The sequence below is a fragment of the Fictibacillus halophilus genome, from assembly GCF_042680145.1.
Classification (GTDB): Bacteria; Bacillota; Bacilli; order Bacillales; family Fictibacillaceae; genus Fictibacillus; species Fictibacillus halophilus_A.
The window spans coordinates 12,044-36,066 of the sequence record NZ_JBHTNQ010000006.1 but is presented as its reverse complement, the minus strand read 5'-3'; the positions used below and the strand labels follow the sequence as shown (position 1 = coordinate 36,066).

Sequence of the window (24,023 nt, the reverse complement as noted above, 5' to 3'; positions counted from 1 at the left end):
AAATAACCCTTAATGGGTTATTTTTTATGCACTTATAACCACCTTCGTCCCAATGGGCACTAGTTTAGAAAGCTCTAGAACGTGTTTATTGTGCATTCGTATGCAGCCTTTTGAGACATTTTTCCCGATAGATGCAGGGTTGTCTGTTCCATGAATTCCATAATGCGGTCGGGACAGTCCCATCCACATGACACCAAAAGGTCCTCCTGGATTTGGGGCTTTATTGATAATGGTATATGTTCCTGTGGGTGTTGGTGTAAGCATTTTCCCGACTCCAATCGGATAGCGTTTGATTACTTTGCCATCCTTCGCTAGGGCGAGTCTTTTCCTAGTTGTTGATACATAGATCACATAAGGCATAGCGTGATACCTCCCGCTTTAGCTTATGCAGGAAATAACGGTTGTGCCCCTCAATTCATTGACTAGCTCTTGAACATGAAACAGTGTTCACTATGTGAAGCGGGTATTCTGCCTGTTGCTTCTAAAAAGCTTTCTGCCGTTGTTAAGCCGAAATGCCTGAATGTTTTCTTTAATACTTTTTGTTTTTCAAGTTTGTCTTCTGGCAGCTGATCCAAAAAGGCATCAAAACTTCCATAATCTCTTACAAGCTCTTCAATTCTTTTGGCATTCTCGATCGTTGCTTCAATCTTCTTCCGGTGCCTCACGATTCCTGCGTCTGCTACTAATCTTTCAACATCTTCTTCACCAAACTGCTTTACCTTTTCTACGTTAAAATCAGCAAAGGCTTTTCTAAAATTTTCCCTTTTATGAAGAATGGTTCTCCAGCTTAATCCTGATTGAAACAGCTCAAGTGTTAAGCATTCAAACAGTTTGTTATTCCCTTCTGCCTTATTGCCCCATTCTTCATCATGATAGAGCTGCAGCATTTCACTTTCTTCACTCCATTTGCATCGGTTCATCTCTTATTCTCCTTTTTGTATAAAAGAAAAAAGCACAGCACCGCTGTACTTTTTATTGAGTTGCTCTCATTTCAGTAAATGGATAGATTACGACTTCTGAACGGCCTTCAATGGATTTTGTTTCAATCAGGCCTAATCCATTTCGTGAATCCATGCTGTTAAGTCTATTATCACCCATAACGAAAACTTTGCCCTTTGGTACTTTCAACGGCCCGAAATCTTCAGTTAAATGCACTCCAAGGCTTTTTGCTTCTGTTTTATTTTCCTGCAAATACGATTCTTTAACTTTTTTATTATTAACATAGAGAACGTCACCCTTCATTTGAATCACGTCTCCTTCAACCCCTATTATTCGCTTTACGTACCGTTTATCATCACCTTTAATGATGACGATATCCCCTTTTTTCGGTTCAGAAAAAGCATAAACGATTTTGTTTACGTATAACTTTTCCTGATCATGAAGGGTAGGTGACATGGAAGCACCTTCAACCATATATGGTGCGAAGAAATAGGCTTTCGTTATGAAAACAAATACGAGTGCAAAACCGATCGCTTTAAGCCAGCTTACCCATTCACTCTTCTGCTGTTGGGTCTCTTTTTCCTGTTCTATCATTTCCTCATCACCTCGGCGCCACAATTTCAATTTTTATGCGGTCTGGATCTTCGAAAAACAAAGCGTAATGCCCTTCGCCCCCAGCAAAGGGATAATTATTATCATATAAAAAAGGTACTTTATTTCCACTCAATTGTACACGAAGGTGCTCCACATGCGCACGTGATTTAGCCCAGAAAGCTAAATGATTCAGACCTGTGTGTTTGCGATGGAAAGAATATTTCTTGTACTTAGCTTCTGTTTGTGTAAAAACTAGATATGCTGAACCACTTTTATAACTTATTCCTTTATCCCATTCTTGAAATAGATTGAAGCCCAGCTCAGCCATCAGCCAGTCATAAAATGATTTTGTCCGTGCAAGATCATGAACATTAATTTCTACGTGGTGAAGCCCTTGAGGTGTGCTCATTCCAACATTGTCTCCCTATACAATCATTTAAAATAGCTAAAAAGTAGTTATTACACTTTTAATCTTATAAAAAATAGCCTACAATGGTAAAGATTTCCGTTTTCGAAACAGGAGGGTTTCCATGACCGCTAAAACAAAACACGCAGCAATCTTCCTGGCTATTTCATTGCTTTGGATAAAAACTTATATTGTTTCTAAAGTTTCTTTTACGCTGCCTGCAGATCATTTCCTGCAAGAACTTTTATTATTTTTCAATCCGCTTAGCTTTCTCGTACTCTATTTTTGTTTCGCTTACTTTAGTTCACCTTCCAAAAGAAGACGAGTCATCTTTTGGATGGCGTTTATTTATAGTTTCATATTGTACGCCAATGTTGTATATTATCGGTTTTTTACAGATTTCCTTACGATTCCCGTCCTCTTTCAGACGAAGAACGTTGGGGATATCGGCAATAGTGTTTATGAGCTCGTTTACGTGACTGATCTATTCTTTTTTGCCGATCTTTTTGTTTTAGCGTATCTATTAAAAAAGCCCCTGTGGCAATCAGAACATTCGATAAAAACGAAAGAACGAAGAAAAGTCTTTGCATACGGGTTAGCTATTTTAGCGGTGCACTTGATTTTAGCTGAGATTAATCGTCCGCAGCTGTTAACTCGTACATTTGACAGGGAGATTCTAGTAAAAAGCTTGGGAACGTTTAATTACCATCTATATGACATCATGCTTCAATCAAGATCCTCCATACAAAAAGCACTGGCAAGCAATATGGATGCAGAGGAAATTCTACATAAGATTAATAAAGAAACGGCAAATAATCCTGAATTATACGGGATAGCAAAAGACAAGAATCTAATTGTGATATCCCTTGAATCTACTCAAAACTTTGTCTTGAACTATGAAATTAACGGTGAAGAAGTAACACCATTCTTAAACGAACTTGCAAAATCCAGCTATTATTTTTCTGATTTCTATCATCAAACCGGACAAGGCAAAACATCTGATTCGGAATTTTTGCTCGACAACTCACTATATCCGCTGCCAAGGGGTGCAGTTTTTCAGACTCATGCATTGAATGAATATAACGCCATGCCTGAGATCTTAAAAGCAAACGGCTATTATTCAGCTGTGTTTCATGGCAACAATAAAAGTTTCTGGAATCGCGATGTCATGTATAAGACGATGGGCTATGATCAATTTTTTAGTGAAGAATATTATAAGATCACAGACGAAAATACGATTAACTACGGATTGAAGGATATACCATTCTTCCATCAATCCATACCCTACTTAAAAGATCTCCCGCAGCCTTTTTACGCGAGAATGATCACGTTAACGAACCATCATCCTTATTTAATCAATGAGGAGGAACAATGGGTCGAACCATATCCGGTGGACGATGGAACAGTAAGCCGGTATTTTACCACCGTCCGTTATGCAGATGAGGCGTTGAGGGAGTTTTTTAATGATCTTAAGACATCTGGACTTTACGAGAATTCAGTAGTAGTGGTGTATGGAGATCATTATGGGATCTCGGAGCGACATCAGGAAGCGATGGCTGATGTTCTAGGAAAGGCATCCATTACAGCCTATAATCAAGTAGAGCTTCAGCAGGTTCCGTTGTTCATCCATATCCCAGGTAAAAAAGGAAAAGTAGTCGAGACGGTTGGCGGTCAGATTGATCTAAAACCTACTCTGCTTCACTTGCTTGGTATTGAAGTAAAAGATGATGTTCATTTTGGTACAGACCTTTTTTCAAAAGATCATAATGAACTAACCGTACTTCGCAATGGTTCTTTTATTACGAAAGATTTCATTTATACGAGTGAAACATGCTACATTAAGCCATTTGGCGCACCGGTTGACCCCGCCAAATGTGAACCGTATATGGAAAATGCGAAAGAAGAACTTGATCAGTCGGATCAGATTATATATGGTGATCTGCTTAGGTTCTTAAAACAAAAATAGAGCCGTTAGGAAGCGGCTGAAAAAAATGAGTTAGAAAACGTGATGTGGATGTCCCTTCTGATTATTTTCAGGAGGGATATTTGTATTCTCAGGGGGAAATCATAAAAAACTACGCTAGTCAGGTTAAACTCCTCGTAAAACGCTCAAATCAGGTTCAGTTTCGGGTGCCGAAACTGTTTTTAGACGATACCTAACGGGGTATTAAGCCTTATCCAAGAGTTCGATTCCACAAAAAAGCAGCCTTAATCCAGAAATTTGGCCACTTTATCCACGAGTTTTAGTCCACAATCGAAAAGTTTCAGCTGTTTATCCACGAGTCTACAATCCTCGACGAATTTCGCTCTCTCCTATACCCTCGTCTACCACCATTTTGACTTGTTTAGGTCGCACCTGGTTCAAGGACTATTTTTTCGCGTTTCTCATCCTGATCATCGAGTAGTGCAACGTAGTTTTGAGGAGCTGTTCGGCAATTGGTTGAAGTGAAGGTATAATTCTAAGCTCCACACCTTTTTGAACCATTGCTTCTAACAGTGATCCGACAGGCTCTCTTTCAAGAGGCTGCTCTGTTTCATACGATACGAAGTAGCCTGCACCTTGATCCATCATTGTAAAATGATCAGGAGCAAATGAATATCGGTAAAGCTTTGTGTTTTGAAGGCGATCCAGCCAGCCGCTTTCGATCGCAATAATCTTGTCTGCTGAGGTTGTATGTAAGTACTTTTCACGGTCATCATCACTAGTTTCAGGTGTAGCCCAAAACCCAATTCTTGGACAATCACGCGGCAAAAGATATAGAGGGGAACGTTCTTCATCAATTGCCCAAACCATAGGCGGACGGTCTGGAAAACTCGGATGTTTTCTTGGTTGAAAAATTTCGATATTATCCTCTTCTGAAAAGTGGTAGAGCATATTGATTTCCTCCTATTTTATTTAAAGCCTTCTTTTATTATCCTTTTAAACAAGGAAAAAAGGAATCTCCTATTTCAGAAGATCCCTTTATGCCCATAATCAGCGAACCTGATCTTGAAACAATACAGAAACTTTCGCAAAACGACTTTATCGGTTCGGCCATCATTATTTTACTGAAAGCCTTTCATAATAGAGGTAAATCATTTGATTGTATAAATTCAATTTCCTCACGATCTGGTCCTTCATAAAAAACGGTTTGCCATCCGTTTTCGAGCTTATATGGACCTTCAGATGGTATTATTCCTAATTGTTGAAGCTCTTTTATTTTAGCTTTCACACTTTCCACAGCAAAAGCGATATGAGTTGAGTGGGAATCTGGCAATGTAGCAGGGATTAATTCCAGCGCAAATCCTTCGCCTCTTAAAAACACGAGCTCTGTTTTATTCCAATTCATTGTTTCTTTTCTCTGAACTGGCAAGATTGTTTCATAGAATTGAAGCGATTTTTCTAAATCAGTAATGTAGATACCTATATGATGGAGCATGCTTTTAATCTCCTATAAAATCAGATTCATATCGCCAAATTCGTGCCATAAATAACGTTGTTCGATCGCATCTTTATAAGCATCATATAACTTATCTTTATCAACAAATGCGGAAAGCAGTTGCAGATGACTGGCTTCTGGTTCATGCATGCCTGTTATCAATCCATCACAGATTTCCAGTTTCGTATTTTCCGTAATGTACAAGTTCGTCCAGCCGGTCTGAGCCTGGAGTTCATTTTTCTCGAGTGCCACGGTTTCTAAAGCTCTGACAACCGTTGTGCCTACAGCTACTACTCGCCCGCCAGCTGCTTTTGTTTCACGGATCATGTTTACTGTTTCTTCTGGAACCTCATAGTTTTCAAAATTTTTGTCTGGTCCCTTATGCCATTTATCATCAAGAAGGTAGCTAAGTCCAGTATGAAGAGTGATGTATGCGATCTGTACACCTTTCTTTTGCAGCCGGAAAAGAAGTTCCCAGCTGAACGCACGGCCTGCTGACGGCATCTCAACCGACCCTGGAATGGTTGCAAACACAGTTTGATAATAATCAAGATTCCAAGGCTCTTGAATGTACTCGTATCTCACAGGCTCTCCTAGACTATAAATCTGATTATAAAGAGAAGAACAGCACAAATTAAAAGCTAATGAAACAAAAGGTGAATCTGATGATTGTTCGACTACTGTTGCTGTAAGTGATGGTGAAAATCGGATGATTTCCCCTTTTTTAAGGTTTCCGCTAACCGGCAGGGCTTCCCATATGGATTCATTTTTTCTGTGAGCGAGCCTCACTTCTACTTCCGTTCCGTCTATCTCTCTTATACTTTTTAAAACTGCGGGAACTGTGCGGCTCGCATTAAGTACGATAAGATCACCTTTTTTTAAATAACGGTCAAGCTGAAAAAATTTTGTGTGTTCTGTATGGCCAGTAGTTTTGTCCAATACCATCATCTTCACGTAGTCTCTGCGAATTCCCCTGCGCTCCGGCGGTTCTTTCGCATTTAATTCTTGTGGAAGCTCAAACTTCATGGCAAATTCCATCAGTTTTCACTCCCCTCAAGCTGAAACTCTTGTGCTTCAAATCGTTTTCCAGTGATATGCCTTGACGCGTCTGATACTAAATAACCAAATACAGCCGTGATATCTTCAGGTTTTGCCAGTTCATAATCACAATCTGGAACTGCCAGCTCGTGCATTTCCGTATCCATTTCTCCGGGATCGACCATATTGACCCGAACGCCAGATCCGCTTACTTCATCTGCCCACGTTTCTGTAAGACCTTCGAGTGCGAATTTTGAAATGCCGTACGCTCCCCATCCTGCATAACCTGTTGCTCCCGCTTCTGATGTGATGTTAATAATACTGCCTTGTTGTTTTTGCAGCATGATTGGCAGAACTCTTCTCGTCACGAGGAATGGTCCGATCGTATTGACCCGCAATACTTCTTCAAAATCTTGTTCTGGATAATCCAGTAGATATGGCATCGGACTAGGTCCTAAGATCGAAGCATTGTTGATGAGAACATCGATTTTCCCAAAGTACTCTTCAGACAACGCTACAAATCGCTCCACATCTTTTGATTTAGACATATCTGCACTAACCGCCAGTACGTCAGCTCCAAATTGTTCTGCTTCCTCTTTCACATCTTGAATTCCCTGTTCATTACGTGCACAGATTGCTAAGTTGTATCCTTCTTTAGCAAAAAATAGCGTAAGCGCTTTCCCTAATCCTTTTGATGCTCCTGTAATCATCACAACTTTATCCATGTTATAGCCTCCAATATTTGATTTTCGAGTTATTATATACTTTTTATACATTTATGTTTACTAAGTATTTAAATTATAATTCCCAATAATTTCATTCGTCAATGACTTTGTATTATAAATCGTTCGACAAATTCTTTAGATAAAGAAAAAACCTTGCCGCAGCAAGGTTTTACTTAAGCCGAAATGAAGCTCCATCAATGATCTCCACATCTTTTCTTTCTTTAATTTCCTTCATAAGCTGAAAGAGCGCTAAATCTTTTTTCTTAGATTCAATCATACAATCGATCTGTTCTACACTGCCTTTTACTTCTTTTAGGAAATCAAAAAACATATTAACATCCACGTAATCTGCATGATTTCTATACTGTTTTTCATTCTTAGGGCTGGAAATGTGCATTTTTAACGGAAGCGTTGATTGTTTCCATGATTCTACTACTCTGGGCCAATGCTGCGTCCAATTTTCATCATGATGGTAGGCAAGATGATGGTGATAATCAAAAACAAGCGGAATCTGAAGCTTTTCGCATAAGTAAAGGGCATCTGCCATCGTAAAAGACGTATCATCATTTTCCAGCATGATCATCTTTTGGATCTGGACGGGAACGTAAGCCCAATTTTGCACAAATCTCTCGAGTGCTACGTCTGTCTCTTTGTAATTGCCCCCAACATGCATCACACATCGGTGTGTTGTATCAATCCCCATATTTTTTAAAAGTTTATAGTGAAGCTGAAGCGTTTTTAAAGAGTTCTTCAGGACTTCTTTTTTAGGAGAGTTGATGAGAACAAAATGATCCGGATGAAAATCCAGTCTCATCTTATTTTTCAGGGCAAACTGTCCCATCTCATGAAGTGCATCAGCTAAAGGACTGATATAATCCCAGTATAGTAAATCACCATGATTGGCAAGGGGGATAATTCTTGAAGTCATCCGGTAAAAAGCAATATCGTGAGCGGCTGCATGTTTTAGGATCCGCAATGTATTCGTTACATTTGCGAGCGAGATCCGTTCTAGTTTTCTTAACCCTGCTTCTCTGTTTTGAAGCTGGCTGAACTGTTTATATGTCATTGTCTTTGAAGGAGAAGCATTCTGCAGTTCCATGCTCATCGCAACAAATCCAAGCCGAATAATGGTCATTGGTCACACCTCATTTCATCTTTAACAGTATGACCATATGAAGTTATGATCTAACCAAAGACATATAAAAAGCTTAGCAGATGCTGCACTAAGCTTTTGGAATAAGATAACTAGTTAAAAAGTTCGAGCCACTTTGGGTATTCAAACTGGCCGTCTGATATAGGGAAAAAGTTTCCGAGGATACCTAAATACGTTTTTCCATGTTCTTCTGCAACAATAGGAGTATACGTCGAGAATAGAAAGAAGTTTATACGTTCTAATTGGTAGCTTTTATTAAAGATTTCAGCTGATTTAATATGTGGATGCACAAAAATAGCTTCATAATCTTCTTTTGAGGGGTTCGTTGTGGTTAGCGTAATTACTACGAGGAAGAATAAGCCTATGAACATCCACCTTCTCTTCATCTCTACGCCTCCAATCTCGCTTCTCACCAAGTATATTTTATCAATTTCGTTTTTAATCCACGAGTTTTAACCTTGAATCCAAAAGTTTTTAGCATTTATCCACGAGTTTACATTTCTAGACAATTTCCGACATACAAAAAGCCACCTTGGAGCCTTTCCCGCCAAGGTGACTTTATTATTAAGCTGCTGCTTTTGCCTGCTTTTTCTTTTTGCGTTTAAACAGGTTGCCGATATTCGCCAACATTTCATAGATCACCGGTACGACAACTAGTGTAAGCAATGTTGATACAGATAGACCGCCGATAACTACGATCGCCAGACTCTTCGAAACAAGACTGCCGCTTGCTCCGCCAAACATTAGCGGTATCATAGCACAGATCGTCGCTACAGCTGTCATCAAAATTGGACGAAGACGGGTAGAACCAGCTTCCAGTATTGATTCTCTTACACCTAAACCTTTTTCACGCTGCTGCTGAACGCGGTCGATGAATACAATCGCATTTGTTACAACAATACCAATCAGCATGAGTGCGCCGATCAATGATGAGATATCAACTGGAATTCGTGTAATAACAAGCGCCAAGATTGCTCCTATCGCTGCGAGCGGAAGTGAGAACAGAATCGCGAATGGTGCGCGCGCCTGACCGAATGTGATCACCATGATTAAGTATACGATCAGAATAGCCGCTCCCATCGTCATGAAGAGATCCATGAATTGTTCGTTCATTTCTTCTCCAACTCCGCCTAATGCGACGGATACGCCAGCTGGTTTCTCAATGTTTTTAAGGATATTCGCAATATCAGCGTTTACCTTTTTGATGTTCTTATCTGTGATGATACCTGTAACCTGCAGATACTCTTTCCCGTCTTTACGGAACACTTGAGCTTTTGCAGGCTGAAGCGATAGTTCAGCTATATCGTTCAAAGCAACTGGACCTTTTACAGGGGAAAGAATCGTCGTATTTAATAAATCGTCACGATCCTTCACATCACGTAAATCATAGTTCATCATAACTGGCAGTTTAATGCCTTCCAGCGTAATTTGACCGACTGGGTTACTCACTGTTAACCCTCTTACTTGCTGGGCAATATCAGCTGGTGTTAATCCAGCTTCTTGCGCTTTAGATTGATCAACATTCAGCACCCATTCATTTTTCAAATCTTCATTGTTGGATTGAATATTTTCAAGCCCTTTAACATCTTGCAGTTCCGCTGTCAGCTTTTCAGCCATTGGTGCCAGATCCGCTTGCTTTTCAGCGGTTATATTTAAACTGATGGCATCAGAGCTCCCACCCATCATACTTGCCATTGAAGCAGAAATTGTTGCAGGTGCGTATTCTTTTTCAAGTGCTTTCATTTCTTCAACAAACTTTTCTGTATCAGCACCTTTTTCCATCTTTGCTACTAATCTTGCTGTGTTGTTTCCTTGAGCCATTCCCCATTGAGCCATCTCACTTGATACTCCAACTTGAGAGTAGCTTGAAACCACACCGTCGTAATTATTGATTACTTCTTCAAGCTTGTATGTTCCTTCTTTTACAGCATCAAGAGAAGTATCTTTCGGATATTCGATACTAACGTTAACCATGCTTTCATCTGCTGATGCCATAGACCCCGCTGGCATTACCACATAAAGAGCAATCGAACCAGCAAATAATAATAAGCAAAGTCCGCTAACGATCCATTTATGGTTCAATGACCAGTTTAAAATGTTTAAATAACGTCTAGGCGGTTTTGGTGTATGTTCTTTTACATTCTTCAGCATTTTATAGCTCATTAATGGTACTACTGTAAGTGCTACAAGCAGTGATGCCAATAGAGAATAAACCATCGTTAATGCAAAAGGCATAAAGAAGACACCTAGTGCACCTTCGACTAAACCAACCGGCAGGAATACTGCGATAGTTGTAATCGTAGAAGACGTAATAGCTTTTGCTACTTCTCCTACCGAATCAACGATCAATTCCTTAGAGCGTTCTCCTGTCTGCAAGCGGCGAAAAATATTCTCGATAACTACGATACTATCATCTACTAAACGTCCAACTGCTACAGCCAGACCACCCAGTGTTAAAACATTGAGGGTTATGCCTGATTGATGCAATAAGAACAGTGTTAAGAAAATGGATAACGGGATACTGATTACAGCTATTACCGTTGACTTAAAGTGGCGCAAGAATAGGAGGATAACGACAGATGCAAACAACGCTCCAAGCGCTACTTCTTTTGCCATGCTCATTACAGAATCATAAACAGAATCAGATGTTGCATAGAACACCGAAAGTTTAAATGTGTCCCCATACTGCTTATTGATTTCTTTCATTTTCTCGCGCACATCGTCACCAATTTGGACGGCGTTTGCACTCGCTTCTTTCGTGACAGATAAGTACATCGCGTCTTTTCCATCAACATGTGTAAACGATTCAAGACGCTGTTCATCTTTTAAATCAGCAACGTCTTTTAATAAAACACCTGGTGCAACGGCAATGTTTTTCCACGCATCCAGATCTTTCATTTCACCTAATACCCGAAGCGTGTTTGTCTTTTCATCAAGTGTTACGTTTCCTGCAGGAAGTGAAACATCTTTCCCCTGCAGAGCAGCCATGATTCGCGGAGCTGCTACCTTCTTTTCCAGAAGTTTATCTTGATCCAGGGTTAACGTAACCTCTCGTGTTGCTTTTCCAAATAAGGCAACATCAGCTATACCTTCTACACCCTCTAACTGGGGAATCACTTCTTCTTCGATAAGTTTATAATCTTCTGTAGTAAATGCACCGTCTTTATTAATCGTCAGATCCATAATCGGAATCATGGACGTGTTTAATTGAACGACGTAAGGTTTGTTAATTCCTTCAGGCAGCGGGAAGCTGTTCGTCTTTCTTTCAACCTCAGCTGTTACTTCTTTCATATCTGACTTCATATCAAATGTTAAATCAATTCTAGAAATACCCTGTCCAGATACGGATGTTACAGATTCCACACCTTTTACATTGCGAAGCTCTTGCTCCATCGGCTCCGTAATGGAATCTGTCATTGTTTCAGAATCCATGCCATCCGCAAGTGTTGTTACTGTCACCATAGGATTATCGATACTTGGTAAAAATTCCATCGGCAAGCGCTGTCCTGCATAAACCCCTAATGCAGAAATCAGCAAACACATAATTACGATGGCTGAGCGGTTTTTCAATGAAAACCAAGTCAGTTTCAACATATTCCCTTCCTCCATCCCCTGTCGCCTCCACTAGTACAAAAGGCTCAAAAATATCACAATACTTGGATATTGTAGTACGATTAATTAGGAAAAACAAGTAACATTTATAAAAAATTGCCAAATTTACATAAATAGAATTTTTTCAGCAAAAAGCTGCTCTCTTTTACATGAGAACAGCTGTGTAAATCTATGAAATTATGGTAAATATCGACGGGCTCCTGCATAATTGTCTTTCCAGTACTTTGTGTTTAAAGACTGGATGCGCACCCCTTTAGAAGTTGCTGCAATAAATTCTTTGTTGCCTAGATAGATCCCGACAAAAGAGATACTTTTACCATTTGTTTTAAAGAAAACGAGATCACCCATTTTTTCTTTGCCTTTCACAACAGCCGCTCCGCCTTTATATTGAGCGGCTGAAGTTCTTGGAATATCTTTATTCACTACAGTTGTTTTAAAAATATATTTGGTAAAACCTGATGCATCAAACCCTTTTGGCGTTGTGCCTCCCCACTTAAATGGAGTTCCCTTATAGAGTTTAGCGGTTTCAGTTACTTCCTGGTCATAGGATGGAGAAGCTTTTGCTGCGGTTACACCACCTAAAATTAATAGTGCAGCGAGCCCTAATGAAACAAATGCCAGCAGTATACGTTTCATATAAAACATCCTCTCTTAAATTAGCTCTTACAATCTATTAGTCGATGGGCCGTACCGCAAAGTTACTTTTTTCCCATAAGAAAAAGACTGCAAATTGCAGTCTTTTTCGACAATCTATTGATAGTGGTATACATTCGTTCCCGTGATATCTTCAATTGGCTGATCTAGTTGATAAGGTCCAATAGAGTCTAATCCTGTATTATTAAACTTGATGCTGTCGTAGTCATAGCTCTCAGCCGTAAGCAGAATAGCATCAATCATCATAAGATGTTCCTGATTATCTGCTAAAAGTTTAAACGAGTCAGGGAATGTAATCTCAACTGAATGCTCTCCGGTTACCTTAACTTCTAGATTTAAGTCCTTTGGAAGCAATGGTTTCAAACCGCGTTCTTGTTCTTCATCCATAACATCAAGAGCATTATCTAAATCTGCTGGCATATCTTTCGCTTCCTGACCTGTTGAAAATAGGCTGACAATAAAGGAATCTGTTGTTGGAGCGTCATACCTGAAATGAGGAGCTCCTGGTACTTCAAGATTCCAATCTTTTACTAGACCATAATTTGAAAAATCATATCCAGCTTTACCTTCTGTTCTAAATTCCACTTTATACTTCTGACTTTCATTCGAAAAGGTTAAAGCAATTAGGTTTTTAAGCAAAGGCTCTTCTGCCTCATATATGGATCCTGCCGGCCAATCAATGATTACTGTTTCTTCTTCCTCTGTAATTTTGGCTCGCTGCAGCGGACTTTCCACAAGTCCTGCTGACTTCGGGTCAAATTTCTGAAGCTGTTCATTAACTTTATCCAAGTAATGATTTGGCTGAGTGATAAAACTAACTGGGATCGCAAGCTGTGCCTGATCATCCAAGTATCCTACCGTTACCCAATCTTGATCAACCTCGCCGCCATCAAGGCTGCTTTCTTGTATAGGACCATGATAAGCAACAGGTACAACTTTGTTTTCAGCTTTCTGACTTACCCTTTCATCTGTGGCAGTTGAAGCTGCATCCATTCCTTTTGACCCTTTATCAGCTTCAAGAACCATTTTGTTCTGCTCCATCTTTCCGCCATTTTTCATTAAATCAGGAACAAATACACCAAAAATAACAAGTGCACAAGCTGTCGCAAGGGCTGGAAGACTCCACGTCGGAAGCCGCTTCCCTTTATTGTCTTTATAATGAACCTTCGCCTGTACCTTTAAATAAAGTTCTTGTTTAGATCGGCGGTCTTTTATAGGGGGCAGACTTTTAAGATGCTGTTCAATGTTTTCGTCGTTCCACTTAATTGGTTCCATCTTTCAATTCCTCCTCCAGGCCCGGTTGCTGATCCAGCCAATTGCGCAATTCTTTTATGGCCCGGTGCTGGGTGGTTTTCACTTTGCTTTCTGTCCAACTTAAAATTTGCGCAGTTTCCGAGATAGATAATGACTGAATGTACCGAAGCACGAGTACCTGCTGCTGATCTAAAGAACAGCGTTTAAGCATTTTATATAAATCTTTAAAAGACTCTTTCTTTGCTATTAACTCTTCTGGAAGGGGGTCCTGATCTCTTAGTACGCTTTCACTTTCTTTAATGTCAAAGATCAAAAATCGTTTGTTGCGCCGTGATTGTTTTCTTAGCCAGTCAATGGCCACATGCCTGGCAATCGAATACAACCATGTTTTTTCTGAACTTTTGCCTTCAAAACTTTCATACGCGTTTAATACCCGGATATAAACTTCCTGAACAAGATCCTCCGCCGATTCCCGGTTTCGGACCATGTAAAAAAGAAATTGAAACAACGCGTGGTGATATTCATCGTATAACCGGTCGAACGTTTCCTTCACCTCGAATGGCCCCCTGTCTATCTATTTATGTAGTCGTATTTACTCATAAAAAGTTACATTACAAACATGTTACTCTATTAGTCTACTCTTAATTGAGGCATCCCGAAAGGACCAATTTGTCGATAATTACCAACAAAAGCATTACTCCTTAGACAAATTAAGTCGTTAAATAGAAAAAGGTGTTTTCGTAAACATTGTCGTTATGTGAAGTTGTTGATTTCCGCTCCAGGTTGCTCGCTTTCCGGGGGGGCGTGCGGTGAGCTTCCTCTGCGCTTTGCGCCGTTAGGAATCTCACCTGTCCCGCTGATCCCCCAGGAGTCTCGCACCTTGCGCTCCAATCAACTTGTCAACGAAGGCTTTACAAAAGAATTAGAAAAGCGCCATAGAAAAAGACGCCGGTCTCGGCGTCTTTATTGCTGCACATAGTTCAAGAACATTTCTTCAATAGTATCCCAGGCAATTCGGTATTGCTCTTCTTCCCCTAAAAAAGAATAATGCAATACATTGCCGTCGCGAATTGCCCAGAAGATCCTTGAAATATTCTGCGGATCAATTTCCTTCTTAATTTCTCCGGCCTGCTGGCCTTCTACTATAATATTAACAATGTAGTCTATAAAACGGTTGTATCTCTCTGCAAGAATTTTTCTTAAGTCTTCTTGCCTCGAGCCATAAAGCCAAAACTCAATATAAACACGCATGGTCTGCTGATCATCTTCTTTTAATTCTTGCTTTTTAAATCGCTTAAAGAGATTTGCAAGTTTTTCTTTCGCACTATTAAGGTTTGCATTCACTTCATCCATTTCTTCAAAAAACGTATTGGTGCGTTTTTTAAGAAGCTGCAAATAGATCTCTTCTTTGCTTTCGAAATAATTATAGATAGCGCCTTTACTGATGTTTGAATCTTTCACGATATCATCAATAATTGTCGCTTGATATCCTTTTTCACCGAAACATTTTAGGGCGCTCTCAAGTATGTGGTTTCGTTTCTCTTCTTTATACTGAGCTGAAACTTTAGGCATGATGCTTCCTCCATTTATGACACGTCTTCCATTTCAAGTATAACAGAGTTTTCAGTCTATTTCGGAAAAAGTTTTTGTTGCCTGGGATTCCATCTCTTTTTTAATCGGACGCTCCATATGGACTTGTTCCACGAACTTAGTAAAACCTGCCTCATTTAATAAGCGGTTTAACGCATCATTCTTTTTAGGGACATTCATCGTTAATCTTCTAACAGCACCTTCTTCTGGAGCAAAGGCAAAATTGATCAAATTCGCTGTTGCTTCTTCCTCTAGATGATATTCAGGATTAACCCCACACTGATACAGTACAATGCCTGCCAGCTCTCCTGTTTCTTTAAAGCCCTTTTTATATACTGCATATCCGATAGTTTTTTCACCATCTATTGCAACCGCACATGAAAAATCTTTTAAACTTTGGAATTGTGTTTGCCATGCAGTAAGAGGCTCAAAGAATGGCAATGATTTGATCTCCTGCATATCCGCATTTTTCACAGTGACATTTGAACCTAGCCCTTTAAATACAGAAATCTCTCCTACATGCTGCATAAAAGCAAGTTCTTCAAACGTTTGATAGCCCATCTTTTCATATAACTTTATTGCTGTTTCATTCTCTTTAATTGCTTCTAGACGTGCAATATCTACATTCTGCTCTTCGTATATCTCTAGACAGACTGAGATTAATTTTTTCCCGATTCCCATTCCTCTAAAATCAGGTGCGATCGCAGTGCCGCCGTTCCATACATATTGTTTGCCGTTAATCGTTCTAAAACTATTAAGCACAAATCCTGCGAGCTTCCCTTCGTAAACAGCTGCAACGGAATTTTCTAATGAGATTCCCTCTCCTGTTACTTTTTGTAAGAAACGGTTGAGGTCCATCGTCATATCAGAGAAGTAGTGTTTCCAAGATTCATTCCATAAAGATATAGCTTCGTTAAAAGATAACTCACTAAAACGTTTAATGACTAGCACATGCTTCACTCCCTGAAATTAATTTTAAAACGACTGGTCGTTTTATTTAATTTCATTTTATTAAAAGCAACGAAGGATGACTATTAAAATCGTTCGACAAAAATTTAATGGGTCCATAGACTCTATTAAATAATTTACAGTAATTGTTGATACATACCATGGGTCGAAACTTCGACATCTCCGTCCACATTAAATAAGGAGATGACTAAAAGCATAAAAACTTTTTAGGTCATGTCTATTCTGATTAAGCTTTCTCNGCTGCCAAAAGTAAGTTAAACTTACTTTTGGGACAGCCCATCATTTTTCTTCTAATAAGGTTTTAAAGTGCTCATAATATTCTTCCAGCTTTCTATCCTCCTGCTGGATAAATTCCTCTCTTTGTTTATCCGAGGTTAGTTCCAATGCTTTCCCTCCGAGTTCACAAAGATCATCCAGTACACCGAATGTCTTTTCTCCTACTTCTACATCTTCCTTTAATAGCTGGCATATTTCAGTTAAACGGTTTAATTCAATTTCACTTGCGGTCTTTTTTTGAATGATTTGTCCGAGCATAGAATAGATAAGCTCAGCGCGTTCTTTTGTCTGTGGTTTCATGAGATCACTCCCTCTTTTACTCATTTTCCCCTTCATTCATTTCATAAACTGTTTTATTTAGGAAGAGAATGGGTAAATCAAGGATAGTATCCAAAGAAAGGAAGAGTGCTGTGGCTAAAAGAACAGAGCTCCGTCAGCAAAAGAAACGGTCACGCTGGATCCGGCGAACTGCTATTATTACTCTCATATTTTTCTTATCCAGCGTGACCTTCGGAGGCGCAATGATATTTGCCTATGTAAATGGAACTCCGAAATTAACGGAAGAAGCCTTAAATGATCCGCAATCTTCTATGATCTATGATATGAACGATGAGTTTGTCACTTATGTTACAAGCAATGAACGCAGAGAATACGCTAAAATTGGAGACATTCCTGAACTTGTGCAGCAAGCGTTTATCTCAACAGAGGATACCCGCTTCAAAGAACACATGGGTGTTGATGTTAAACGCATATTTGGAGCGGCATTAGCAAACGTGCAAGATGGTTTTGGTGCAGAAGGTGCGAGTACCATCACTCAGCAAGTCGTAAAAAACAGTGTGCTATCACCTGATAAAACGATTAAGCGGAAAGTGCAGGAAGCATACCTTGCTATTCAGTTAGAACAAAAGTACTCCAAAGACGAAATTTTAGAGATGTACTTAAATAAGATTTATTTTGGCGGCGGAGCTTACGGGGTTGCAACTGCATCCAAGACGTACTTCAACAAACCGCTACAAGATTTAACACCAGCTGAAGCTGCATTATTAGCAGGCCTTCCGCAAAGACCGAGCGGATATGACCCTTTTCTTCATCCAAAAGCGGCTGAGGAGAGACGCAATACAGTTTTAGAGTTAATGTACAAAAATGGGGCCATTACAAAAGAAGAGAAAGAAAAAGCAGTAAAAACTTCAGTTACTGATACACTGGTTAAAGAAAAAGCTAAGCGATTAAAATATGAATCTTTCATTCAGCAAGTAATCAAAGAATTAAAAGAGAAAGGCATTTCAGAACGTGCTATTTATGAAGGCGGTTTAAAAATCTACACAACTCTGGATCCTAAAGCACAGGCACATACTGAAAAAGTTCTGTCTACAGAAGAGTATATAAAGTATCCTAGTGAAAAGTTTAAAGCGGGTGTAGCGCTTCTCGATACGAAGACAGGAGTCATTCGTGCTTTAGGCGGAAACAGAACGAGCGGTGATGAAGATATCGCAAAAGGATTTAATTATGCCACTGACACACAAAGGCAGCCAGGTTCAACGATCAAACCGATTCTTGATTACGGTCCTGCCATCGAAAAGTTGAAATGGTCGACTTATAAACAAATAAAAGATGAGGAATTAAAAATCGGTGATTGGGAAGCAGGCAACTGGGATGATGAATTCCATGGAGACGTTTCTATGCGGGAAGCACTCGTTATGTCTTACAATATTCCTGCGATAAAAACATTTATGGAAGTTGGATCAGAAGATGCCGTTAAGTTTGCCAATAACCTCGGCATCCCGATCAAGACTGCTCATCCCGCTTATGCAATTGGCGGATTTAAGCATGGTCCTTCCCCACTGGAACTTGCCGGAGCATACACAGCCTTTGGAAATAAAGGTGTTTATCATAAACCAACAACTTTGCGTAAAGTTAAGTTTTCTGATGGCTATGAGAAGAAGTTTGAATCAAAACCTGTTGCAGCGATGCATGACTACACCGCATATATGGTTACAGATATGCTGAAAGACGTCGTGAAACGAGGTACAGGAACAATAGCTGCTATTCCTGGATTAGAAGTGGCCGGCAAAACTGGTACAACGAACATGCCTGAAGGATTGGATATTGAAAAAGGGTCCAGCGATTCATGGTTTGCAGGATATACCACCAATTACACAGCAGCTGTATGGACGGGGTATGACAAGACAAACGCCGAACAATATTTAACCCCTGAGGACCAAAAAATTGCTAAATATATCTTTAAATCAATCGTTTCTGAGGTTTCGAAAGATAAGAAAACAGCCGGTTTTGAAAAGCCGAAATCCGTAGAAGAAATCTATATTAATAAAGATACTGGCTATATCACAAAAGATAAGAATGGTTCCAACACAGTTAGAGAGCTCATTGTAAAAGGAACTTCTACAAAAGAGCTTTTAGCACCAATAAAAGAAAAGAAAGCTCCAAAGAAGAAAGAATCGAAAAAGAATGAAGACAAAGAGAAAAATAAGGAAAAGAAAAAGGAAGAAGAGTCTAAACAAAAAGAAGAAGAAAAAAGAAAAGAAGACGATGACGAGAATACAGATCCTCCTCCTCCAACTGAACCAAAAGGAGATGATGAGGCTGATCCGCCACCACCACAGGATGACGAACCGGACGATCCTGGAACAGACCCTGAACCAGAGGATCCGCCAACAGAACCTGAAGATCCAGAAGAACCAGAGCCAGAACCAGACACACCACCAACTGATCCGCCAGCAGAAGGTGATGGCACTGCAGAGACTAACACGACAACAACAGACACTCAAACAAAAACGAATTAACTGTAAAGTATCCTTCTAAAAGATTGTTGTTTTTGCACATTTTTTGTTGAGTACGCATCTTTGACTAGTTGATTGGAGCGTAAGGTGCGAGACTCCGGCGGGATCAGCGGGACAGGTGAGACTCCTGATGGTGCGAAGCGCCCAGGAGGCTCACCGCACGCCCCGCGGAAAGCGAGCATCCTGGAGCGGAAATCAACATCTTCTCATAGCAACAATGTATACGAAAATAGACATTACAAAAAAAGTAACCCTAAATATTTCAGGGTTACTTTTTTATGAACTCATATAAGAAAGATTCTCCATTCCGATAAAACCTCGGGTCATAGATTCCCAGCTTGTCATCCTCTTCAACTACAACAACGAAAGGAGACCATTCATGAAGTGTTTTTGCTCTCGGATTCTCTTCAAAAAGCGGTGCAAGATCGGTTTCATCCTTTGAGATCAAACGGTGCTCTAATTCAGGTTTTATAAAAATGCTGTCTTTTACAATCTCTACTTCGTTCCCATCTTTTCCGATCACATGAAATTGAGTAGGCACAAAACCTGCAGCCAGTGCTACATCTTCATACTTTTCCTTTGCTTCATTATAAATGATATATCCTTGAGCAGACTGGATGGCAACATGAGCGATCATTAACAGCCATACCACTCTGAATACTTTATACCTTTCACTGGCTGGTTTTTTTCGAGAAACAATGAATCCAGCAAGCATCAGAAACCAAAACACAAAATCGACAATCGGAATCGTCCCGAATGTTACACGATAACTGGAGAAAGGTTCGATATAACCGGTTCCCCATGTATTGAAAAGATCGCTCGTATCATGTATGAAAACAGCTAGAAGTGCCCAATAAAAAAGCCGCCTGTCTTTTACTTTAAATAATAGACGACTCAAAAAGTAAATCACGATTCCCCAGATTGGTATCAGAAAAAACGAGTGCGTTAAGCCTCTATGCCACATTTGCTGCATGATTCGCCCTGTTTCAGTCAGATTAACGACCACGTCAATATCAGGTATTTGACTGCCCACTACCGTTGTAAGAAGGAGTGCTCTTTTATGTGACTTATCCATATTTGATTTATTTGCCGCACCATAAAGGGTTAATCCGAATAAAGTATGCGTAATTGTATCCATGTGCCCTCTTTGTTTCATTTTTACTTATATGGTAACGAAAAAAAGAGCTTCTGTCTTGATAGAAGCTCTTTCCATAACTTCAATTATTTCCTGAAATAATTTCCGGGGAAATTCGACTTTATTTCCTATCGGTCTACACTTCCTGTTTTAATACATCAATCCCTTTCGCCGTAAGGAATTCTTCAATTTGAATTCTATGATGTCCGTCGTGTTCCACCAGTCCGCCAATATATTCACATAATGTAATCATTTTTGAACCCATTTCAATCTTTTCCTGCCAAACAAAACTCGGGACTTCTCCTAACTTCTTTGCAACTACTTGGCGGCATTCAATCACTTCATCTAGAAGCTGGTTTTTGGATATGCCTGACTTTGCTTCATTTGCAGCATTGCTGTTGATCTCTTCAACGTTTATTTTTTTGACGGAATTTCAGATCCGCTCACAAAATAAGCAACTCTCTCATCCCAGACAAAGACATCCCATGCTTTAATATGGGCAACAATTTCACCAACTGACCATTTCCCATCTTTAATAGGCACCAGCCAATATTCCTCTGGCATTAGTTTAAGCTGCAGAAGCCAATTCGTAAAACTCTTATACTTTGTCAGCACTTCACTCATGGTTGTCCTCCTTTAATTTCAAAACTTTTTGATTTTAATTAGGGTATTGTCCCTGTCACTCCTTCTCCTGGGACATACACTATAGATGAAAGCATAAGGCACAAGAAAGAAGGAGGAATTACAGCATGTTTGGAAAGAGACAACAACAACGTAACTGGGGATATCCAGGATACGGATACGGCTGCTGCTCTCCATGTGGCGGTTATGGCTATGGCGGCGGATATGGATACGGAAGCGGCGGCGGAGTGTTCGCTTTAATTGTAGTGCTTTTTATCCTTCTCATCATCATCGGTGCGACGTTGAGATAAGAACAGTCCAAAGGCGAGAGTTTCAGCTCTTGCCTTTTTTGTTTATCCTATTTTCCGCTCTGTTAAAAAAACAAAAGATTCGCCTGAGACAGATTCCTCTTTACCTTTTTCTCTCTTCTTCACTTTATTCCTGCCAGGCAATTGATCACCGGCTCGTTTTATTCCCTCCGCTATAAAGTTAAACGCCATGATGACTGCAGCAAAGCTTAGTACCGGAAAAAACACAAGCCATGGTGCAAGTCTTAACTGAGCATAATAACCTCCTAACAAGCCTGACCATTCGTTTGAAACGGAAGCAGGTATCAAAAATTCCATTCCATATTCCCTATAGATTGTTCCTCCAAAAAAAACACCTAATATGCCTAGATGAGCAAGTAACAATAACACTGCAATCACCTGCTGGACATACATAAGGACGAGCCTCGGCCATAGATGAGGCATAACATGTTTAAATAAAATACGGTACCTGCTTCCTCCCATTAACTTGGCACTCGTGATAAATTCGTTTCTCTGGATTAAATTTATTTCTTCCTTTATCAGTATTGCCGTATTGGGAACTGCAATTAGGACCATCAGCATAATCTGAAAAAATGCTTTTTCCCAAAAAGTTATTTGTTCAATTGAAATAATAGGCCCTACTATAAAAAAGATTAATAGAGCCGACGGTATATAATAGAAAGATTGCCCTAATCCTTTAATGACCGGAAGAACCTTGCCGGCACTCAGTAACATAATTCCAGCAAAGAATGACAGGATTATTCTCAGTAAACTCGCAGCGAATGCAACACCTAAAGTGTATTTTGCACCTGAAATAATCTGATGGAATAAATCTGCTCCCATTCTGTCACTGCCGAACCAATACTTGCTGGATGGCTCGAAAGGCGCTCTATCAACAGGTGTAATTCCTTCATAAATAATCTGGTTTTCATAGATTTCATTATCCATTACAAAATGATGATAAAAACTATAACTAATTAAAGCAAAAATGAATAAAAAGCCCGCTAGAAAAAAAGGGTCTTTCCAAATCGCTTTTATCATTTTTCACCCACCCACTTATACGTAAAAATTCTAAGAGCCGTAAAAAATAGAAACATGGGTGAAAATAGTAGAAGCATAGAGATCGTAAAAATAGCAGGGTTCCCCATTTCTCTTACCAGTGTTGTAACTCCATAGATATTAAACAAGTATTCAACCATTAATAGATTAGAAAGCATAAACCAGAGGATATTGCGAGATTGGTGAAAAACACTTAACAGCGTGTTCGGAAGTACATGCCTCCAGAGAATGCGAAATCTGCCAATCCCTTTACCCTTAGCAGTATCAATGTATTGTTTTTTAAATTCCTCTTCCATATTAAGAAGCAATATCCTCAAAATAAGCAGAGTTGGCAATACCGTTAAACAAAAGATCGGTACAAAATAAGTTTTCTGGTCATACAAAGATACAATCTGAAACAAGAGAATATTCGTCTTCTTAAAAAACCAGATAATAAAGAACTGCATTCCAATCGCAATGAGAACATCAGGAATCGATTCGAACATAAACGAAAATACACGGATCTTATCCTTTAATCGTGTTGGAAGCGTAAAAATCCCAAGAGCAAACATAAGCGCTAAGATAATGGCGATAAAAAATGAAGAAAACAAAATGGTTAATGAATATCCGATTATACCCCATATTTCTGGAAAGAGAGGGTATACTCCGCTTCCGGTAAAATACACGATTTCAGAAGGTTTCATCATCGTTTTAAATAGTTCCCCTATTCCATCTAAATAGCTGCCTGTACTAAACGACATCCCTTTAAACATAAACGGTACTGAGCCTAAGAGAATAATTCCAATAACAGATAGAATGAGAGAGAGCAAACTATCTTTTAATATATATGGCATAACGTCCCCCTATTTATTTTTTTTGCTTTTTGTATTCTACATTTGCAAGATTATACTCCCTCACTCCAAATGGAATGACTAAAACAGTACTGTACTTACCATTACATCCATCTGCCATTAAATTTCTGCTGCTAGCTATTATACTCGAACATTCAATATCACCTATTGGCATGGTGAATGATTTATTCTTATTCTTAAAAATTGTCTTGTCTTTGTTCACATAGTGTAATTCACTTGTGGTAGGCTCTCCGTTTTTAGGAAAAATCGTTACTTTTAACGTACTCTCTTTATCCGCCTCTACATCATCTAAAAAAGCAAACATAGGAACGAGATGTTCTGCTTTCGTTGCCCCAGTCATAATTTCGTTTACTTTATCCGATAAATTTTGAATGACTACATGATCTTTCTCAATTGCATCTTTCACTGTAAACTTCTGCTCTTTATCTATCTCTTTTTCAGAGCATCCGATTAATAATACTAATTGTCCAATAGCTGTCCATATCTTCTTCATGTTATCCCCCTTTAATTTCAAGAATGTTCGGTCTATTTATTTTACTATTTTTTACAATTATAGGAAAATGAAGTCTAATTATTTATATTAGACGAACGAAGACCCCTCTTTTATTCAAAAGAGAGGCCT

At 39.4% G+C, this 24,023-nt stretch carries 26 protein-coding genes; 3 read left to right on the top strand and 23 right to left on the bottom strand.

From position 1 onward, the window contains the following. Positions 1-24 precede the first annotated feature (24 nt). The 4 genes from ACFQ4X_RS17380 to ACFQ4X_RS17365 form a co-directional block, all read right to left on the bottom strand. On the bottom strand, positions 25-360 hold the full coding sequence (locus ACFQ4X_RS17380; RefSeq protein ID WP_379837420.1) for a L,D-transpeptidase: 336 nt from the start codon (positions 358-360) through the stop codon (positions 25-27). Between the two features lie 62 nt (positions 361-422). Further along, entirely contained in the window at positions 423-920 is a 498-nt protein-coding gene (locus tag ACFQ4X_RS17375) for a DNA-3-methyladenine glycosylase I (protein WP_379837418.1), read from the bottom strand. A gap of 52 nt (positions 921-972) precedes the next feature. Beyond that, a complete protein-coding gene (gene lepB, locus ACFQ4X_RS17370) occupies positions 973-1,530 on the bottom strand; it encodes a signal peptidase I (protein WP_379837465.1) in 558 nt (185 codons plus the stop codon). A 10-nt stretch (positions 1,531-1,540) separates the two neighbouring features. Continuing rightward, positions 1,541-1,942, bottom strand: coding sequence for a VOC family protein (locus ACFQ4X_RS17365; protein ID WP_379837416.1), 402 nt, complete (start codon positions 1,940-1,942; stop codon positions 1,541-1,543). Between the two features lie 121 nt (positions 1,943-2,063). Between ACFQ4X_RS17365 and ACFQ4X_RS17360 the strand changes: the two genes are divergently transcribed. Beyond that, complete coding sequence (locus ACFQ4X_RS17360; protein ID WP_379837414.1) at positions 2,064-3,905, top strand: LTA synthase family protein; 1,842 nt, start codon at positions 2,064-2,066, stop codon at positions 3,903-3,905. A gap of 402 nt (positions 3,906-4,307) precedes the next feature. Here ACFQ4X_RS17360 and ACFQ4X_RS17355 read toward each other — a convergent pair whose 3' ends face one another. The 13 genes from ACFQ4X_RS17355 to ACFQ4X_RS17295 all read right to left on the bottom strand — a co-directional run bounded on the left by ACFQ4X_RS17355 (position 4,308) and on the right by ACFQ4X_RS17295 (position 16,929). Next, the gene (locus ACFQ4X_RS17355; RefSeq protein ID WP_379837412.1) at positions 4,308-4,814 is read right to left on the bottom strand and encodes a DUF6886 family protein; all 507 of its coding nucleotides are present in this window, start codon (positions 4,812-4,814) and stop codon (positions 4,308-4,310) included. Between the two features lie 184 nt (positions 4,815-4,998). Beyond that, positions 4,999-5,358, bottom strand: a complete 360-nt coding sequence (locus tag ACFQ4X_RS17350) for a VOC family protein (protein ID WP_379837410.1) — start codon at positions 5,356-5,358, stop codon at positions 4,999-5,001. 12 nt (positions 5,359-5,370) lie between these two features. Continuing rightward, on the bottom strand, positions 5,371-6,396 hold the full coding sequence (locus ACFQ4X_RS17345; protein WP_379837408.1) for an S-adenosylmethionine:tRNA ribosyltransferase-isomerase: 1,026 nt from the start codon (positions 6,394-6,396) through the stop codon (positions 5,371-5,373). After that, positions 6,396-7,121 carry an SDR family NAD(P)-dependent oxidoreductase gene (locus ACFQ4X_RS17340; protein ID WP_379837406.1) on the bottom strand — a complete coding sequence of 242 codons (726 nt, stop codon included), beginning with the start codon at positions 7,119-7,121 and terminating at the stop codon, positions 6,396-6,398. Before ACFQ4X_RS17340 ends, ACFQ4X_RS17345 begins: the two co-directional genes overlap by 1 nt. A gap of 169 nt (positions 7,122-7,290) precedes the next feature. Then, positions 7,291-8,256 (bottom strand): UV DNA damage repair endonuclease UvsE, encoded by a 966-nt coding sequence (uvsE, locus tag ACFQ4X_RS17335; protein WP_379837404.1) that lies wholly within the window; start codon positions 8,254-8,256, stop codon positions 7,291-7,293. Positions 8,257-8,366: 110 nt separating this feature from the next. After that, entirely contained in the window at positions 8,367-8,660 is a 294-nt protein-coding gene (locus ACFQ4X_RS17330) for a hypothetical protein (protein ID WP_379837402.1), read from the bottom strand. 178 nt (positions 8,661-8,838) lie between these two features. Further along, the gene (locus ACFQ4X_RS17325) at positions 8,839-11,868 is read right to left on the bottom strand and encodes an efflux RND transporter permease subunit (protein ID WP_379837400.1); all 3,030 of its coding nucleotides are present in this window, start codon (positions 11,866-11,868) and stop codon (positions 8,839-8,841) included. A gap of 195 nt (positions 11,869-12,063) precedes the next feature. After that, the gene (locus ACFQ4X_RS17320; RefSeq protein WP_379837398.1) at positions 12,064-12,522 is read right to left on the bottom strand and encodes a C40 family peptidase; all 459 of its coding nucleotides are present in this window, start codon (positions 12,520-12,522) and stop codon (positions 12,064-12,066) included. Positions 12,523-12,636: 114 nt separating this feature from the next. Continuing rightward, positions 12,637-13,815 carry a hypothetical protein gene (locus tag ACFQ4X_RS17315; RefSeq protein WP_379837396.1) on the bottom strand — a complete coding sequence of 393 codons (1,179 nt, stop codon included), beginning with the start codon at positions 13,813-13,815 and terminating at the stop codon, positions 12,637-12,639. Then, positions 13,802-14,347, bottom strand: coding sequence for an RNA polymerase sigma factor SigX (gene sigX, locus ACFQ4X_RS17310; RefSeq protein WP_379837394.1), 546 nt, complete (start codon positions 14,345-14,347; stop codon positions 13,802-13,804). The genes ACFQ4X_RS17315 and sigX overlap by 14 nt, the downstream gene beginning before the upstream one ends. Positions 14,348-14,757: 410 nt before the next feature. Next, positions 14,758-15,366: a TetR/AcrR family transcriptional regulator gene (locus tag ACFQ4X_RS17305; protein WP_379837392.1), complete on the bottom strand. Its 609-nt coding sequence runs from the start codon at positions 15,364-15,366 to the stop codon at positions 14,758-14,760. 51 nt (positions 15,367-15,417) lie between these two features. Further along, the gene (locus ACFQ4X_RS17300; protein ID WP_379837390.1) at positions 15,418-16,335 is read right to left on the bottom strand and encodes a GNAT family N-acetyltransferase; all 918 of its coding nucleotides are present in this window, start codon (positions 16,333-16,335) and stop codon (positions 15,418-15,420) included. Between the two features lie 297 nt (positions 16,336-16,632). Beyond that, entirely contained in the window at positions 16,633-16,929 is a 297-nt protein-coding gene (locus ACFQ4X_RS17295; protein ID WP_379837388.1) for a hypothetical protein, read from the bottom strand. A 110-nt stretch (positions 16,930-17,039) separates the two neighbouring features. Here ACFQ4X_RS17295 and ACFQ4X_RS17290 point away from each other — a divergent pair, with 110 nt between their 5' ends. Next, entirely contained in the window at positions 17,040-19,430 is a 2,391-nt protein-coding gene (locus ACFQ4X_RS17290) for a transglycosylase domain-containing protein (RefSeq protein WP_379837386.1), read from the top strand. Positions 19,431-19,695: 265 nt separating this feature from the next. Here the strand turns inward: ACFQ4X_RS17290 and ACFQ4X_RS17285 are convergent, their stop codons facing one another. The 3 genes from ACFQ4X_RS17285 to ACFQ4X_RS17275 all read right to left on the bottom strand — a co-directional run bounded on the left by ACFQ4X_RS17285 (position 19,696) and on the right by ACFQ4X_RS17275 (position 21,186). Next, positions 19,696-20,565, bottom strand: a complete 870-nt coding sequence (locus ACFQ4X_RS17285; RefSeq protein WP_379837384.1) for a metal-dependent hydrolase — start codon at positions 20,563-20,565, stop codon at positions 19,696-19,698. A gap of 133 nt (positions 20,566-20,698) precedes the next feature. Beyond that, positions 20,699-20,827 carry a hypothetical protein gene (locus ACFQ4X_RS17280; protein WP_379837382.1) on the bottom strand — a complete coding sequence of 43 codons (129 nt, stop codon included), beginning with the start codon at positions 20,825-20,827 and terminating at the stop codon, positions 20,699-20,701. A gap of 149 nt (positions 20,828-20,976) precedes the next feature. Beyond that, entirely contained in the window at positions 20,977-21,186 is a 210-nt protein-coding gene (locus ACFQ4X_RS17275) for a hypothetical protein (protein WP_379837380.1), read from the bottom strand. Between the two features lie 125 nt (positions 21,187-21,311). Between ACFQ4X_RS17275 and yjcZ the strand changes: the two genes are divergently transcribed. After that, positions 21,312-21,494, top strand: a complete 183-nt coding sequence (yjcZ, locus tag ACFQ4X_RS17270) for a sporulation protein YjcZ (RefSeq protein ID WP_379837378.1) — start codon at positions 21,312-21,314, stop codon at positions 21,492-21,494. A 42-nt stretch (positions 21,495-21,536) separates the two neighbouring features. Here yjcZ and ACFQ4X_RS17265 read toward each other — a convergent pair whose 3' ends face one another. From ACFQ4X_RS17265 to ACFQ4X_RS17255, 3 genes are read right to left on the bottom strand one after another with little or no spacing between them, the layout of a single operon-like run. Next, positions 21,537-22,532: an ABC transporter permease gene (locus ACFQ4X_RS17265; RefSeq protein ID WP_379837376.1), complete on the bottom strand. Its 996-nt coding sequence runs from the start codon at positions 22,530-22,532 to the stop codon at positions 21,537-21,539. Then, the gene (locus tag ACFQ4X_RS17260) at positions 22,529-23,383 is read right to left on the bottom strand and encodes an ABC transporter permease subunit (RefSeq protein WP_379837374.1); all 855 of its coding nucleotides are present in this window, start codon (positions 23,381-23,383) and stop codon (positions 22,529-22,531) included. The genes ACFQ4X_RS17265 and ACFQ4X_RS17260 overlap by 4 nt, the downstream gene beginning before the upstream one ends. 13 nt (positions 23,384-23,396) lie before the next feature. Beyond that, the gene (locus ACFQ4X_RS17255) at positions 23,397-23,894 is read right to left on the bottom strand and encodes a hypothetical protein (protein WP_379837372.1); all 498 of its coding nucleotides are present in this window, start codon (positions 23,892-23,894) and stop codon (positions 23,397-23,399) included. Between the last annotated feature and the right edge of the window lie 129 nt (positions 23,895-24,023).

Coding starts and splice junctions, on each gene's coding strand:
- ACFQ4X_RS17320 (WP_379837398.1), bottom strand. CDS start 12,522: ATGAAACGTATACTGCTGGCATTTGTTTCATTAGGGCTCGCTGCACTA.
- ACFQ4X_RS17350 (WP_379837410.1), bottom strand. CDS start 5,358: ATGCTCCATCATATAGGTATCTACATTACTGATTTAGAAAAATCGCTT.
- yjcZ (WP_379837378.1), top strand. CDS start 21,312: ATGTTTGGAAAGAGACAACAACAACGTAACTGGGGATATCCAGGATAC.
- ACFQ4X_RS17275 (WP_379837380.1), bottom strand. CDS start 21,186: ATGAGTGAAGTGCTGACAAAGTATAAGAGTTTTACGAATTGGCTTCTG.
- uvsE (WP_379837404.1), bottom strand. CDS start 8,256: ATGACCATTATTCGGCTTGGATTTGTTGCGATGAGCATGGAACTGCAG.
- ACFQ4X_RS17360 (WP_379837414.1), top strand. CDS start 2,064: ATGACCGCTAAAACAAAACACGCAGCAATCTTCCTGGCTATTTCATTG.
- ACFQ4X_RS17315 (WP_379837396.1), bottom strand. CDS start 13,815: ATGGAACCAATTAAGTGGAACGACGAAAACATTGAACAGCATCTTAAA.
- ACFQ4X_RS17355 (WP_379837412.1), bottom strand. CDS start 4,814: ATGCTCTACCACTTTTCAGAAGAGGATAATATCGAAATTTTTCAACCA.
- ACFQ4X_RS17295 (WP_379837388.1), bottom strand. CDS start 16,929: ATGAAACCACAGACAAAAGAACGCGCTGAGCTTATCTATTCTATGCTC.
- ACFQ4X_RS17330 (WP_379837402.1), bottom strand. CDS start 8,660: ATGAAGAGAAGGTGGATGTTCATAGGCTTATTCTTCCTCGTAGTAATT.
- ACFQ4X_RS17285 (WP_379837384.1), bottom strand. CDS start 20,565: ATGGATACAATTACGCATACTTTATTCGGATTAACCCTTTATGGTGCG.
- ACFQ4X_RS17260 (WP_379837374.1), bottom strand. CDS start 23,383: ATGCCATATATATTAAAAGATAGTTTGCTCTCTCTCATTCTATCTGTT.
- ACFQ4X_RS17325 (WP_379837400.1), bottom strand. CDS start 11,868: ATGTTGAAACTGACTTGGTTTTCATTGAAAAACCGCTCAGCCATCGTA.
- ACFQ4X_RS17380 (WP_379837420.1), bottom strand. CDS start 360: ATGCCTTATGTGATCTATGTATCAACAACTAGGAAAAGACTCGCCCTA.
- ACFQ4X_RS17265 (WP_379837376.1), bottom strand. CDS start 22,532: ATGATAAAAGCGATTTGGAAAGACCCTTTTTTTCTAGCGGGCTTTTTA.
- ACFQ4X_RS17305 (WP_379837392.1), bottom strand. CDS start 15,366: ATGCCTAAAGTTTCAGCTCAGTATAAAGAAGAGAAACGAAACCACATA.
- ACFQ4X_RS17345 (WP_379837408.1), bottom strand. CDS start 6,396: ATGGAATTTGCCATGAAGTTTGAGCTTCCACAAGAATTAAATGCGAAA.
- ACFQ4X_RS17375 (WP_379837418.1), bottom strand. CDS start 920: ATGAACCGATGCAAATGGAGTGAAGAAAGTGAAATGCTGCAGCTCTAT.
- ACFQ4X_RS17365 (WP_379837416.1), bottom strand. CDS start 1,942: ATGAGCACACCTCAAGGGCTTCACCACGTAGAAATTAATGTTCATGAT.
- ACFQ4X_RS17340 (WP_379837406.1), bottom strand. CDS start 7,121: ATGGATAAAGTTGTGATGATTACAGGAGCATCAAAAGGATTAGGGAAA.
- ACFQ4X_RS17255 (WP_379837372.1), bottom strand. CDS start 23,894: ATGAAGAAGATATGGACAGCTATTGGACAATTAGTATTATTAATCGGA.
- ACFQ4X_RS17280 (WP_379837382.1), bottom strand. CDS start 20,827: ATGGGTTCAAAAATGATTACATTATGTGAATATATTGGCGGACTGGTG.